Here is a 13,187-nt window from a genome sequence, read left to right as displayed (position 1 = left end):
CTAATTTGTGAAATTTGTGACAAAAACAAAAGATATGTATACACCAAATATATATAAAGACGAAGATCCGGAATCGATCAGAGCTTTTTTGAAAGAAAACAGTTTTGGAATTTTAATTAATCAGACGAACGGAAAATTATGTGCTACACATATTCCGATAGAACTTGAAGTTAATGCTGATGGAAAAGAAATATTACAAGGACATATTTCTAAACTGAATCCGCAGGCAGAAGGTTTTGCCGAAAATGATCAGGTTCTGGCTGTCTTTTCAGGCGCGCATGCTTATATTTCTTCTTCCTGGTACGATCACGAAAATGTGCCAACATGGAACTACATAGCCGTACATGTCTACGGACGAATCAAGATTGTTGATGAAGCTACTACAATAGAACAGCTTAAAAAATTAGTTGATAAATATGAAGCGGGTTCTGAGAATCCGGTTCGTGTTGAAGATTTATCAGCAAAAACAATGCGTGAGGCTAGAGGAATTTTTGGTTTTGAAATTGAAATTGATGAAATTCAGGCCACTAAAAAACTGTCACAAAGCCGAGATGATCACAATTATAAGAATATAATATCGGAATTAGAAAAAACCGAAAACCCTCAATCTGTCGCTCTGGCAGCAGAAATGTCAAAATGCAGAAAGTAAATGGCTTTTAATCATTGAAAATTAGGAATTCATAAGTACATTTGCATCGCAGATTCAGAAATTAAAACGACAATTAAATTCAAATGCTTATATATATATTTTACTTTTTTATTGCTATAGTTACAATTCAACTTTTTTATTATTTAGGTATTTTTGGGAAATTTGCTTTTAGCAAACCACAAAATATTACGCAACAAAGCATTCCTGTTTCAGTTATTGTTTGTGCAAAAAACGAAGAAGAGAATGTAAAAAAATACATTCCGTTATTGGCTGAGCAAAATTATCCTGACTTTGAAATTGTTTTAATCGACGATGCTTCAAGCGATGAAACGCTGGAAGTTTTTGAAGAATTTGAAAAACAATATTCAAACATTCGTTTGGTTAAAGTGCAAAATAATGAAGCCTTTTGGGGTAACAAAAAATATGCTTTAACATTAGGAATCAAAGCTTCAAAAAAAGATTATTTATTATTTACTGATGCTGATTGTTATCCAACTTCAAAAGAATGGATTACAGCAATGACTTCACAATTTACCGAAGATAAAACTATTATTTTAGGTTACGGTGGTTATGAAAAAGAGCGCTCTTTCCTGAATAAAGTTATTCGATTTGAAACGGTTCTTACGGCTGTGCAATATTTTTCATGGGCAAAAGCAGGATTACCCTATATGGGAGTTGGGCGAAATTTAGCGTATAAAAAGGATGAGTTTTTTAATGTAAATGGCTTTATCGAACATATTCAGGTTCGTTCCGGCGATGATGATTTATTTGTAAATCAGGCAGCAAATAAAGCTAATACCACAATTGCTTTCAATCCGGAAGGTTTTACTTATTCTAAACCGAAACATTCTTATGGCGAGTGGTTTATTCAAAAAAGAAGACACGTTACTACGGCAAATCACTATAAATTTTTTGATAAATTTCAATTGTCATTGTTTTATAGTTCACAATTATTTTTCTTTTTATTAGTTATAGTGCTACTGTCTTTCCAATTTCAATGGATTGCTGTGTTGGCTTTATTGGCGACACGTTACACAATTGCGTGGATTGTAATGGGATTTTCTGCCGGGAAATTGAGAGAAAAAGATCTTAAAATATGGTTTCCTGTTGTAGAAATGATACTTATATTCACACAAATTAATATCTTTATAACTAATATCTTTTCAAAACCGGTACATTGGAAATAAATTCTAAAATAGAAAAAGCAAAAAAAGGCGATCAGATCGCCTTTACTTTTTTATTAGATTATTATTGGAATGAAGTATACGCTTTTATGCTAAAGCGTACTGAAAACGAAACTACTGCAGAAGATATTACTATTGAAACTTTCTCAAAAGCTTTCGATAAAATTGCAACTTACAACTCCGAGTTTCAATTTAACACCTGGTTAATTGCGATTGCCAAAAACGTTTATATTGATTTATTACGTAAAAAGAAAACTAATCTTTTTATTGAGATTACCGATGCTGAAGACCAGCAAGCTTACAATATTGCAGACACAACTCCGTCTGCAGAAGATGCTCTAATTAAAGAGCAAAATCTTTCTCGTTTACTACTTTGTATTAAAGAATTAAAACCTCATTATCAGGAAGTCATTCAGTTAAGATACTTTCAGGAAATGACGTATCAGGAAATCGCTGTCAAAATTGATGAGCCTTTAAGCAATATAAAAGTAAAACTTCTTCGTGCTAAAAAATTATTAGCAGAAATCATCGAACGTAATAGATAATTTATTATCTTTAGATAAAGAATGAGATATATTCGTCTTTATTCTTAAATTATTACAAATTTCTCACAAAAGTTCTTTTCAATTCCGTTCTTAGTTACAAACTAAATTCCCATTTGGCTTATGATTTAATGTTTACTTAACCTTAAAATCCAATTAACTATGTCTAATTCAAGCATCTACGAAACCAAGTGGACCAATCTTGTTTTCGAAAACAAAAACAAAGAGTACGGAGCGTATCAGTTACGCCAAGAGAATTCCAAAACTACTATTACAGCACTATTCATTGCGTTGCTCTCAATAGCAACTATTGGAAGCGTATCGATGCTGATTAGTAAATTTAGGACTGCAGACCCAGCGGTGCAAGGCCCAACTACTTTTAGTGTCCCTATAACCCCTGTAGATCTTGATCCTATTGTTCGACCAAAACAAACGGAACCAATTGCACCTCCAGAACAACAAAGCGCACCAACATCAACTGATGTTGTACAATTAACAAATCCTGTTGTTGTCGAAACTAGTCAGGCTACACCTGATGTTATTGCGACTAACACACAAAACACACCTGCCGTAGATAATTCTACAGGAAATGGAACTGCAGTTAATACATTGCCAACAACTGGAGGCCAAGGTGTTGAAGTAGCCCAACCTGCAGAACCAGGAAATTCTGTTCTAAATACAACTGAATTAGACAAAATGCCCGAGTTCCCTGGAGGAATGAGTAAATTCTACACTTACGTAGGGAATAATTTTACAAGACCAGAATTAGATGCTGAAAGAACTTTAAAAGTTTATGTTTCATTCGTAATCGAAAAAGACGGCTCTATAACTGATATCATGGTAAGAAATGATCCTGGTTACGGAGTTGGAAAAGAAGCTATTCGAGTTTTAAAATCATTAAAAACAAAATGGAGTCCTGGAATTTTAAATGGAAAACCAGTTCGTACCGCATACAACCTTCCAATAACAATAAAAACGGAAGCTGAATAAAAAAAGAAAAAGCAGAATCTAGGTTCTGCTTTTTTTATGTATTTTATTTAGAATTAAACCATTAAGAAATTAAAAAAGATTAAGTTTATTTCTTAACGGATATTGTTAATTTTAACCTCATCAAGAATCTATACTTATTAAAACTAATGCCTTTTACTTTTTCTCATCCTGCAATAATTTTACCACTACAATATTTACCCAAAAAGTGGTTTTCATTAACTGGCCTGATCATTGGCAGTTTAACTCCGGATTTTGAATATTTTATAAGAATGAGAGTCCAGAGTATTTACAGTCATACCTTGTACGGAATATTTTGGTTTGATTTACCTTTAGCAATTATACTTTCTTTTCTTTTTCATAATATTGTTCGAAATAAATTGTTCGAAAATTTACCTCAAAACATAAGGTCAAGAATTATAATTTTTACTGATTTCAACTGGAATATTTACTTTAAGACCAATTGGATTATTGTGATAATTTCAATTTTTATTGGAGTTATATCACATCTTTTTTGGGATAGTTTTACTCATGAAGGTGGTTATTTTGTCGAGCGTATTTCTAAACTAAGAAATTCAATTCTACTTTTTGATATCAAAATTCCCGTTTTAAAAATTGCTCAACATTTAAGTACATTGATAGGCGGAATTGTCATTTTGTTTACAATATCAAAACTTCCAAAACATAATATCACTCTAAGTTCAACAAATAAAAATTATTGGATTATTGTATTTTTGTTATTGGATTGGTTCTATTTGTTCGATTTTTAATGGGACTCAATTATAAAGAGTATGGACATATAATTATCACTATAATTTCAGCAACAATGATTTCATTAGTCATAACTTCTCTTTATTTTAATTCAAAAGCTATTGGTGGAAATTAACAAAATCGATTACTTTTACAATACATTAAAAACTAAAACACTATAAAATGGGAATATTTTCAGCTTTAATTGGCAATGCAGGTTCAGTAAGTCAGGAAGATTTACTGAAAAAATACGGACAGCTTTTAACGGAGAAAGAAGAAATCGAAATGGGTTTTAAATTAATCCGCGATACTTTTATCTTCACTAATAAAAGATTAATTCTGGTTGATGTACAAGGTTTAACCGGAAGCAAAACTGAATACAAATCGATTGCTTACAAAAGCATTACCCGATTTAGCATTGAAACTGCAGGAACTTTTGATCTTGATGCAGAATTAAAAATCTGGGTTTCGAGCGAATTAAATCCAAGTATTGTTAAACAATTCAACAAGTCCGTAAATGTTTATGAAGTGCAAAAAGTTTTGGCATTTCACGTTTTAGGTTAATCAATAAAACAGAAAACCCGACAAGTTTCTTAAACTGTCGGGTTTTCTGTTTACGCCGTTAGAAATTATTATTTCTTTTTAGCCGTAGTTTTTTTAACTGTAGCTTTCTTAGTTGTAGTTTTTACCGGAGCTGTATTTACAATTTTTTGTTGTACATAAGGTTTATACAAACCATCTTTTTCTGCTCTCTTTTTAGCATCTTCAGCTCTTTGTTTAGAATCCGGGTGAGAACTCATCATTTTGTCAATAAATGTAGCTTCACTTCCTTCACTCATTTTTGCTAAAATCCTAAAAGCAGATTCTTCTGCATTTACATTATACTTATTGCTTTTTAGAAAATTATAAGAAAACAAATCAGCATCAGCTTCTTGCTTACGGCTAAATTTGCTATCAATAATAGAGCTTCCAATTTTCCCTAACTGACTATCTGTAACTGTTGCGATTGAAGTCGATTGTGAAGCCGCAGCATCCATTAAAGCTTCTTTTTTATAAGCTGCTTTTATTGCATCCTGAGAATCATGATTAGCAACGTGACCAATTTCGTGACCAATTACAGCAAGTAATTCATTATCATCCATAATGTCCATTAATCCTGTGTATACACGAACACTTCCGTCAGCAGTAGCAAAAGCATTTACTTCTTTTAGTTTATATACTTTGTAATTTAAAGTATAATCTTCTCCTTTGGTATGCTTTCCGAAAACTCTGTTTAACCTTAATGTGTAAGGATCTGTTGCGCTTGCTACTTCATGCTCTGCATCCATTTTATCAACGGCAGCTTTAGATAATGCTGCTGCATCGGCATTACTAAAAGTAAAACCTGCTACTCCTTTTTGAACAGCTCCAAGAGCTTTTTCACCAAAATTAATTTGTGCAGTCATTTTAGTAAAACTCAAAGCGGTCAATAAAACGCCAAATACTATAAATTTCTTTTTCATCTTTTTTAAAATTATAATTTAACAACAAATGTACTATTAACAAAATAGCATTTTATACAGTTTAAATTTATTTTTTAACAAATAAAGGTATAAATTTAAATGATTAAAAAATCAAACCGTTATCATAATTATTCAGTAAATCGATATAAAAAAATAAAATAAAACTTACGTAATAAAACTTTAGCGTTTTTAAAAAACGCATTTTAACATTCTGTAGAACAATAACAAAAAGGCTTTCTCAAAATTCAAAAATTAACAGTTTCAAATTAACCACCAAACTAAATCTCCAAATAAACTACATTGCTTATCTTTGTACTTTGAATTTTGATATATGGAAACAGTCATTGAAAATATACCAACCGGAAAACCTAAATGGTTAAAAGTAAAACTTCCGATTGGACAAAAATATACTGAACTACGTGGTTTGGTTGATAAATACAGCTTAAACACTATTTGTACCTCAGGAAGTTGTCCAAATATGGGAGAATGCTGGGGAGAAGGAACAGCAACCTTTATGATTTTAGGAAATGTTTGTACACGTTCCTGCGGATTTTGCGGTGTTAAAACCGGAAGACCTGAAACGGTAGATTGGGATGAACCTGAAAAAGTTGCCCGTTCTATAAAAATCATGAACATAAAACATGCTGTAATTACAAGTGTTGACAGAGATGATTTGAAAGATGGTGGTTCTATTATCTGGATTGAAACTGTAAAGGCAATTCGAAGAATGAACCCAAACACAACGCTTGAAACTTTAATTCCTGATTTTCAGGGAATAGAAAGAAACCTTGACCGTATTGTTGAGGCTAATCCTGAAGTTGTTTCTCACAATGTTGAAACGGTACGCCGTTTAACGCGTGAAGTACGTATTCAGGCAAAGTATGATCGTAGTCTTGAAGTTTTGCGTTACTTGAAAGAAAAAGGAATTAACAGAACAAAATCTGGTATTATGTTGGGTCTTGGAGAAACTGAAGAGGAAGTTTTTCAGACGATGAGAGATTTACGTAATGCGAATGTAGATGTTGTTACAATTGGTCAATACCTACAGCCAAGTAAAAAACATCTTCCTGTAAAGGAATTTATAACCCCGGATCAATTTGCTAAATATGAAAAATTTGGTTTAGAACTAGGTTTCCGTCATGTAGAAAGCGGACCTTTAGTTCGTTCTTCATATAAAGCACAAAAACATATTTTATAAAAGGTTTATTCGTTTAATCGTTTAATTGTGAAGTCGATTAAACGATTAAACGATCAAACGAATCACCAAAGTATTGAAAACTAGAATTGCTATTAATGGTTTTGGAAGAATTGGAAGAAATTTATTTCGACTTCTTTTGAACCATCCTGATATTGAAGTCGTTGCTATTAATGACATTGCTGATAATACAACAATGTCGCATTTAATAAAATACGACAGTATTCACGGTGTTTTGCCGTTTAAGGTTAGTCATGATGAAGAAAGTATAATTGTTGATGGAAAACATTTTTTCTTTTTTCACGAAAAAAACATTTTAAACATTGACTGGAAAAGTCATAATATTGATTTTGTAATAGAATCAACAGGGAAATATAAGACCTACGAAGAATTACATGCACATATACAAGTTGGAGCAAAAAAGGTCATTCTTTCAGCTCCATCAGAAGTTGACACCATAAAAACTGTTGTTTTAGGAGTAAATGAAAATATTTTAGACGGAACTGAAGTTATTGTTTCAAATGCAAGTTGTACTACAAACAATGCTGCTCCGATGATAAAAATCATCGATGAATTATGCGGAATCGAGCAGGCATACATTACAACGATACATTCTTACACTACAGATCAAAGTCTTCATGACCAGCCACACAAGGATTTGCGCCGCGCGAGAGCTGCAAGTCAGTCGATTGTTCCAACAACTACAGGTGCGGCTAAGGCATTGACAAAAATTTTTCCTAAATTGCATGAGAAAATAGGTGGATGCGGTATTCGTGTACCTGTTCCGGATGGTTCGTTAACCGACATTACATTCAATGTAAAACGAGCCGTAACTATTGAAGAAATTAACGCAGCATTTAAACAAGCCTCAAATTTAAGTTTAAAAGGAATATTAGATTACACAGAAGATCCAATCGTTTCGGTTGATGTAATTGGCAATACAAATTCGTGTTTATTCGACGCGCAACTAACTTCCGTTATTGATAAAATGGTAAAAGTTGTAGGTTGGTATGATAACGAAATTGGCTATTCATCACGAATTATAGATTTGATTTTACTGATGAGAAAAGCATAAAATTCATTGTAAATGCCTTGCTATACATGAAATACCTTTTAATTCTTATTAGTTTTTTTAATTCAATTTTGTATTCTCAAACTAAACAGAATATAGATAGCATTTCCTATTATAACAAGTTAGCCAATAAAAATCTAAAGATCCGGAAATACGATCAGGCTATTTTTTACACCAAAAAATCAATAGATTTTTGCGTGATCAATAACAAAGTAGAGAATTTAGCCAATCAGACTTTTAAGCTTGGAAAGATTTATTACAATCAGCGGAATTACGAAGAAGCATTAAAAAAATTTCATCAAAGTGTTTCCTTATTTAAAAATGTAAAACCATCCTGTACCAAAGTTTTAGCTTTTCATTATATTGGTGTGACTAACACTGCAAAAGGTAACTATACAGCTGCTGAAATTTATTATAAAAAAGCAGAAAATCTACTAAAAAAACTCAACATTGCTGATAACGCCGAAACTCTAAGCTATCAAAAAGCAATGGCGTTTAAAAACAATAAAAATTACAACGCAGCTACAAAACCTTCCATACAATTATACAGAAACCGGATAATGCGGCAATTATAAAAACCAAAACCGATTCTTATTACCAACTTGGCTTAATCGAAACGCAGTTAAAACAAAATGATTCTGCCATAATTTATTTTGATAATGCTTTATACCTTAATGCAAAAAGCAATGATCTTCTTCAAAAATCAAAAATTGTTCTGGCCATTAGCGAATATTACAAGGAAAACAAAAACTTCGACCTTGCTTACTCTTATCTAAATGAACATTATCAGATAGAGAATTACATTTTAAAACTAAAAAATTCTCAAATTGATTTAAACGAATTTGAAAGATTCAAAAAAAATCAAAGTCTAAACAATACTTTAAAACGCGAAAGCGAAGAGAAAATTCAATTAAAAACCTATCGCTACTCTAAACTTGTTAGCATTTTAGCGATTGCATTAATCTCGATATTATCGCTCTTAAGTCTGGCATTGTATAAAAATAATATCATCCGGAATCAGAATAATTTACTTTTAAGAGAAAAAAATAAAGAACTTATTTTAGCCAAAAATAAAGCCGAAAAAGCATCAAAAGCCAGATCAGAGTTCCTTTCAACAGTAAGTCACGAATTGCGGACGCCACTGAATGCCATTAACGGAATCACACATTTGCTTCTTGAAGAAAGTCCGAAAAAAAGGCAATTAAAATATCTTGAATCTTTAAAATTTTCAGGAAATTATCTTACTACTTTTATCAATGAAATTCTCGAAATAAACAAAATAGACTCAACAAAAGTTGAGATTGAAAATATTTGTTTCAATTTAAAAGAACTTCTCTACAACATTCAAATTTCTTTAAAAGAATTAGCGACTGCAAATAAAAACTATTTCAATCTCGACATAGATAAATCAATTCCTGATAATCTTATTGGAGATCCTACCAAAATATCTCAAATCATTCTCAACTTAATCAATAATGCTTTAAAGTTTACGCAAAATGGAAAAGTAAATGTTATTGCAAAATTATATGACATAGATGAAGAGAATGCGACTGTATATTTTGAAATAGTGGATACCGGAATTGGTATTCCGGAAGACAAGCTTCAAACTGTTTTCGAAAGTTTTTCGCAAGGTTCTATAGAAGTAAATCGTAAATATGGCGGCACAGGATTAGGATTAACTATTGTAAAGAAATTAATTGAACTATTAGGCGGCGAGATAAATTTGAAAAGTGAAGTTGGGAAAGGTTCTACTTTTACCTTCAAATTGAATTTCAGAATCAACAAAGAACCTCTTCAAATCGTTGAAGAAGCTAAACTTTATAACGATAAACAGTTAAAACACAAGTCGATTTTATTGATCGAAGACAACAAAATCAACCAAATGATTACACGGAAAATGCTCGAAAACAAAGCAATTTCATGTGAGATAATTGATAATGGTGAAGATGCTGTAGAAGTTTTAAAAGTTAAAAAATTTGATATGATTTTGATGGATGTCCATCTGCCTGGCATCAACGGAACTACAGCTACAAAGCAAATTCGGGAATTTGATAAATCAACACCAATTATCGCTTTAACCGCTATTTCTCTTGATGAAAACAGAGATATGCTTTTAGCATTTGGCATGAACGACGTGATTACAAAACCTTTTGTACCTGACGAATTCTACACGATAATTGCTAAATTTTTTGATTAGGTTTTTTTAAGCCTCTAAGTTGCTGAATTGTTTTGATGTACTCTAAAATTGTTGTGTCAAAATTTTGTTGATGATTGATAAATGTACTTTTAATTGGTAAGTAGTACAATTGCGAAACGAGTTTAGAATCTTTTAGCCGAACATAATCCTTCTCTGTTGTAATAATTTTTTTGCTCTGAGTTTTTTTGTGAATCTCCTCTAGATCTCCATCTGAAAAATGATGATGATCCGGATAAGTCAGGCACTCATCATTTTCATTCTTTAAATAATCAAAAAACGGTTTTGGTTTTGCAATTCCTGCAAGAAGTAATTTTGATTCTTTTTTAATTTCAGAAACGGCTATTTTTTCGTCTTTACTATAAATTTCATCATCATAATCTATAAAAGTAAAATAGATTTGCTGTGAAGATGTTAGCTTTAATTTCAATCTAATTTCCGTCTGTTTTTGATCTGATAAATCCTTTGGGCATTTTGTTACAATTATAATCTTTGCCCTGTTTGCTCCGCTTCTGCTTTCGCGCAAATTTCCGGTTGGCAGCATAAAATCATCAGCATACAAATCGTCGTAAGAAGTCAGTAAAATATAAAAACCGGCTTTTACTTTTCGGTGTTGATAAGCGTCGTCAAGCAAAATTATTTCAGGTTTTATAGACTGAGATAATAATTTTGTAATTCCGTTTGTTCGATCAGCATCAACAGCAACCTGAATATTTGAAAATTTTTGATAAAACTGAAAAGGTTCATCGCCTAAAATCTCGGCATTCGAAGTTGAATCTGCCAAAACAAAACCTTCCGATTTACGCTTATAACCCCGGCTTAAAGTCGCAATTTTATATTTATCAGATAATAACCGAATTAAATATTCTATTTGAGGTGTTTTTCCGGTTCCGCCAACACTTAAATTTCCAACAGCAATAACTGGAATATCAAATGAAGTCGATTTCAGAATTCCTTTATCAAAAAAATAATTTCTGATTGAAGTAATAAATCCATATAAAATGGCAAAAGGGAAAAGTATTTTTCGAACTACATTCATTTTACGAAAGTATAATATTTTTCGTTAATTTGTTTTATGAATTTATTCACGTTTCCATATCAGCATGAAACCTGAAACAAACAAAACCTGAAACGTGAAACAAAAAGTAAAAAATGAAAATCAAAGATATATTAGCAGTTCTCGAAGAAATGGCTCCTCTAGCTTACGCCGAAGATTTTGACAATGTCGGACTTTTATTTGGAAATACTGAAACAGAAAGCACCGGAGTTTTGGTTTGTCATGATGCTTTAGAAAATGTAATCGAAGAAGCGATTGCAAAAAACTGCAATTTGGTAGTTTGTTTTCACCCGATTTTATTCTCAGGAATTAAAAAAATTACGGGTAAAAATTATGTCGAGCGCGCAATTCTAAAAGCTATCAAAAATGATATTGCTATTTATGCAGTTCACACGGCTCTGGACAATCATTCTACTGGAGTAAATAAAATATTTTGTGATGCTTTAGGCTTAATCAATACAAAAGTTTTAATTCCTAAGCAAAATTTTATTCAAAAATTGGTGACTTATACCGTTCCTGAAAATGCTCAAAAAGTACGTCAGGCTTTGTTTGATGCCGGCGCGGGAACAATTGGCAATTATGACAATTGCAGTTTTAACTCAAATGGAATCGGAACCTATAAAGGGAATTCTGAAAGCAATCCTGTTATTGGAGAACGTCATGAATTGACTGAAACCGAAGAAATAAAAATAGAAGTTACGTTTGAAAAACATTTGCAATCCAGAATTTTAAAAGCACTTTTTGCGAATCATATTTATGAAGAAGTAGCTTATGAAATTTACGATTTGCAAAACCAGCATCAAAATATTGGTTTAGGAATGGTTGGTGAGTTTGAAACTGAAATGGATGAAAAAGACTTTTTACATTTCGTAAAAGACAAAATGATCGCTGACGGAATTCGCCATTCGGCCTTTACAGGAAAAAAAATAAAGAAAGTTGCCGTTTTGGGAGGTTCAGGAAGTTTTGCTATAAAAAATGCAATTATGGCCGGAGCCGATGCTTTTTTGACAGCCGATTTAAAATACCATCAGTTTTATGAAGCCGAAAACAAGTTACTTTTAGCCGATATTGGTCATTTTGAGAGCGAACACTATACAAAAAACTATATTGTTGATTATCTTCGAAAAAAAATCCTTAATTTTGCAATCATTTTATCAGAAGAAAATACAAATCCAGTTAAGTACTTATAGAATATGGCGAATACGAAAGAATTAAGTGTTGAGGACAAGTTAAGAGCAATATACGATTTACAGCTTATTGACTCTAGAATTGACGAAATCAGAAACGTTAGAGGAGAACTTCCTTTAGAAGTGGAAGATTTAGAAGATGAAGTTGCAGGTTTGAGCACTCGTTCAGAGAAACTGAAAAGTGAACTTGAAGTGATTGAGGATCTTATCAAATCGAAGAAAAATGCGATTGATGAGCACAAAGAGGTTATCAAAAAATACACAAAACAACAAGAATCAGTTCGTAATAACAGAGAATTTAATTCTTTGACTAAAGAGGTTGAGTTTCAGGAATTAGAAATTCAATTGGCTGAAAAGCAAATCAAAGAAATGAAAGCTTCTATCGAACATAAAAAAGAAGTTATTTCTAACTTAAAAGAAAAACTTGACGCTAAAAGTTCTCACTTAAAACATAAAAAATCTGAATTAGATGCGATTATGTCTGAGACTCAAAAAGAAGAAATCTTCTTATCTGAGAAATCAGCTGAATTTTCAGGTCAGATTGAAGAAAGATTATTAGCTGCTTACAACAGAATCAGAAGTAGTGTACGTAACGGTTTAGCGGTTGTTTCTATCGAAAGAGGAGCTTCTGCAGGATCATTCTTTACAATTCCACCACAAACTCAGGTTGAAATTGCTTCAAGAAAGAAAATCATTACTGATGAGCACTCTGGAAGAATTTTGGTCGACAGCGCATTAGCTGAAGAAGAAAAAGAAAAAATGAAACAGTTGTTCTCTAAATTCTAATAACAAATTGTCCCGATTTAATCGGGACTTTTTTTTTGTCATTATTTTTCGCCACTAATTTCACGAATTCCCACTAATTAAT

Annotated in this window: 14 protein-coding genes; 12 read left to right on the top strand and 2 right to left on the bottom strand. The window is 32.0% G+C overall.

The annotated features are described in order from the left end of the window. Nucleotides 1–34: 34 nt before the first annotated feature. The 6 genes from EV143_RS10555 (at nt 35) to EV143_RS10530 (ending at nt 4,676) form a co-directional block, all read left to right on the top strand. Nucleotides 35–649: an FMN-binding negative transcriptional regulator gene (locus EV143_RS10555; protein ID WP_133507897.1), complete on the top strand. Its 615-nt coding sequence runs from the start codon at nt 35–37 to the stop codon at nt 647–649. 83 nt (nt 650–732) lie between these two features. Beyond that, nucleotides 733–1,836, top strand: a complete 1,104-nt coding sequence (locus EV143_RS10550; RefSeq protein WP_133507896.1) for a glycosyltransferase — start codon at nt 733–735, stop codon at nt 1,834–1,836. Continuing rightward, nucleotides 1,827–2,378, top strand: a complete 552-nt coding sequence (locus EV143_RS10545) for an RNA polymerase sigma factor (RefSeq protein ID WP_133507895.1) — start codon at nt 1,827–1,829, stop codon at nt 2,376–2,378. Before EV143_RS10550 ends, EV143_RS10545 begins: the two co-directional genes overlap by 10 nt. Nucleotides 2,379–2,537: 159 nt before the next feature. Continuing rightward, a complete protein-coding gene (locus EV143_RS10540; RefSeq protein ID WP_133507894.1) occupies nt 2,538–3,365 on the top strand; it encodes an energy transducer TonB in 828 nt (275 codons plus the stop codon). Between the two features lie 146 nt (nt 3,366–3,511). Beyond that, nucleotides 3,512–4,132, top strand: a complete 621-nt coding sequence (locus tag EV143_RS10535) for a DUF4184 family protein (RefSeq protein WP_243739842.1) — start codon at nt 3,512–3,514, stop codon at nt 4,130–4,132. Nucleotides 4,133–4,295: 163 nt separating this feature from the next. After that, nucleotides 4,296–4,676: a PH domain-containing protein gene (locus tag EV143_RS10530; protein WP_133507893.1), complete on the top strand. Its 381-nt coding sequence runs from the start codon at nt 4,296–4,298 to the stop codon at nt 4,674–4,676. Nucleotides 4,677–4,744: 68 nt separating this feature from the next. On the opposite strand, the gene EV143_RS10525 is transcribed toward EV143_RS10530, so the two are convergent. Then, complete coding sequence (locus tag EV143_RS10525) at nt 4,745–5,614, bottom strand: M48 family metalloprotease (RefSeq protein WP_133507892.1); 870 nt, start codon at nt 5,612–5,614, stop codon at nt 4,745–4,747. A gap of 331 nt (nt 5,615–5,945) precedes the next feature. Here EV143_RS10525 and lipA point away from each other — a divergent pair, with 331 nt between their 5' ends. The 4 genes from lipA (at nt 5,946) to EV143_RS21780 (ending at nt 10,078) form a co-directional block, all read left to right on the top strand. Then, nucleotides 5,946–6,812, top strand: a complete 867-nt coding sequence (gene lipA / locus EV143_RS10520) for a lipoyl synthase (RefSeq protein ID WP_133507891.1) — start codon at nt 5,946–5,948, stop codon at nt 6,810–6,812. 73 nt (nt 6,813–6,885) lie between these two features. Further along, nucleotides 6,886–7,884, top strand: a complete 999-nt coding sequence (gene gap / locus EV143_RS10515; RefSeq protein WP_133507890.1) for a type I glyceraldehyde-3-phosphate dehydrogenase — start codon at nt 6,886–6,888, stop codon at nt 7,882–7,884. A gap of 26 nt (nt 7,885–7,910) precedes the next feature. Further along, the gene (locus tag EV143_RS21785; RefSeq protein WP_243739841.1) at nt 7,911–8,456 is read left to right on the top strand and encodes a tetratricopeptide repeat protein; all 546 of its coding nucleotides are present in this window, start codon (nt 7,911–7,913) and stop codon (nt 8,454–8,456) included. 416 nt (nt 8,457–8,872) lie between these two features. Continuing rightward, nucleotides 8,873–10,078 (top strand): ATP-binding protein, encoded by a 1,206-nt coding sequence (locus tag EV143_RS21780; RefSeq protein WP_243739840.1) that lies wholly within the window; start codon nt 8,873–8,875, stop codon nt 10,076–10,078. Here the strand turns inward: EV143_RS21780 and lpxK are convergent. After that, nucleotides 10,062–11,114: a tetraacyldisaccharide 4'-kinase gene (gene lpxK, locus EV143_RS10505; RefSeq protein WP_133507889.1), complete on the bottom strand. Its 1,053-nt coding sequence runs from the start codon at nt 11,112–11,114 to the stop codon at nt 10,062–10,064. The genes EV143_RS21780 and lpxK overlap by 17 nt on opposite strands. A gap of 113 nt (nt 11,115–11,227) precedes the next feature. On the opposite strand from lpxK, the gene EV143_RS10500 reads away from it, so the two are divergent. Further along, nucleotides 11,228–12,322, top strand: a complete 1,095-nt coding sequence (locus tag EV143_RS10500) for a Nif3-like dinuclear metal center hexameric protein (protein WP_133507888.1) — start codon at nt 11,228–11,230, stop codon at nt 12,320–12,322. Nucleotides 12,323–12,325: 3 nt separating this feature from the next. Then, a complete protein-coding gene (locus EV143_RS10495) occupies nt 12,326–13,105 on the top strand; it encodes a zinc ribbon domain-containing protein (protein WP_133507887.1) in 780 nt (259 codons plus the stop codon). The last annotated feature ends 82 nt before the right edge of the window (nt 13,106–13,187 follow it).

The organism is Flavobacterium chryseum (assembly GCF_004362015.1).
Lineage (GTDB): Bacteria > Bacteroidota > Bacteroidia > Flavobacteriales > Flavobacteriaceae > Flavobacterium.
This window is presented reverse-complemented; position numbering and strand designations above follow the sequence as displayed.

Excerpts from the sequence above, each read along its gene's own strand:
- EV143_RS10555 (WP_133507897.1), top strand. The coding sequence starts at position 35 with ATGTATACACCAAATATATATAAAGACGAAGATCCGGAATCGATCAGA.
- EV143_RS10550 (WP_133507896.1), top strand. The coding sequence starts at position 733 with ATGCTTATATATATATTTTACTTTTTTATTGCTATAGTTACAATTCAA.
- EV143_RS10540 (WP_133507894.1), top strand. The coding sequence starts at position 2,538 with ATGTCTAATTCAAGCATCTACGAAACCAAGTGGACCAATCTTGTTTTC.
- EV143_RS10535 (WP_243739842.1), top strand. The coding sequence starts at position 3,512 with ATGCCTTTTACTTTTTCTCATCCTGCAATAATTTTACCACTACAATAT.
- EV143_RS10530 (WP_133507893.1), top strand. The coding sequence starts at position 4,296 with ATGGGAATATTTTCAGCTTTAATTGGCAATGCAGGTTCAGTAAGTCAG.
- EV143_RS10525 (WP_133507892.1), bottom strand. The coding sequence starts at position 5,614 with ATGAAAAAGAAATTTATAGTATTTGGCGTTTTATTGACCGCTTTGAGT.
- lipA (WP_133507891.1), top strand. The coding sequence starts at position 5,946 with ATGGAAACAGTCATTGAAAATATACCAACCGGAAAACCTAAATGGTTA.
- EV143_RS21785 (WP_243739841.1), top strand. The coding sequence starts at position 7,911 with ATGAAATACCTTTTAATTCTTATTAGTTTTTTTAATTCAATTTTGTAT.
- lpxK (WP_133507889.1), bottom strand. The coding sequence starts at position 11,114 with ATGAATGTAGTTCGAAAAATACTTTTCCCTTTTGCCATTTTATATGGA.
- EV143_RS10500 (WP_133507888.1), top strand. The coding sequence starts at position 11,228 with ATGAAAATCAAAGATATATTAGCAGTTCTCGAAGAAATGGCTCCTCTA.
- EV143_RS10495 (WP_133507887.1), top strand. The coding sequence starts at position 12,326 with ATGGCGAATACGAAAGAATTAAGTGTTGAGGACAAGTTAAGAGCAATA.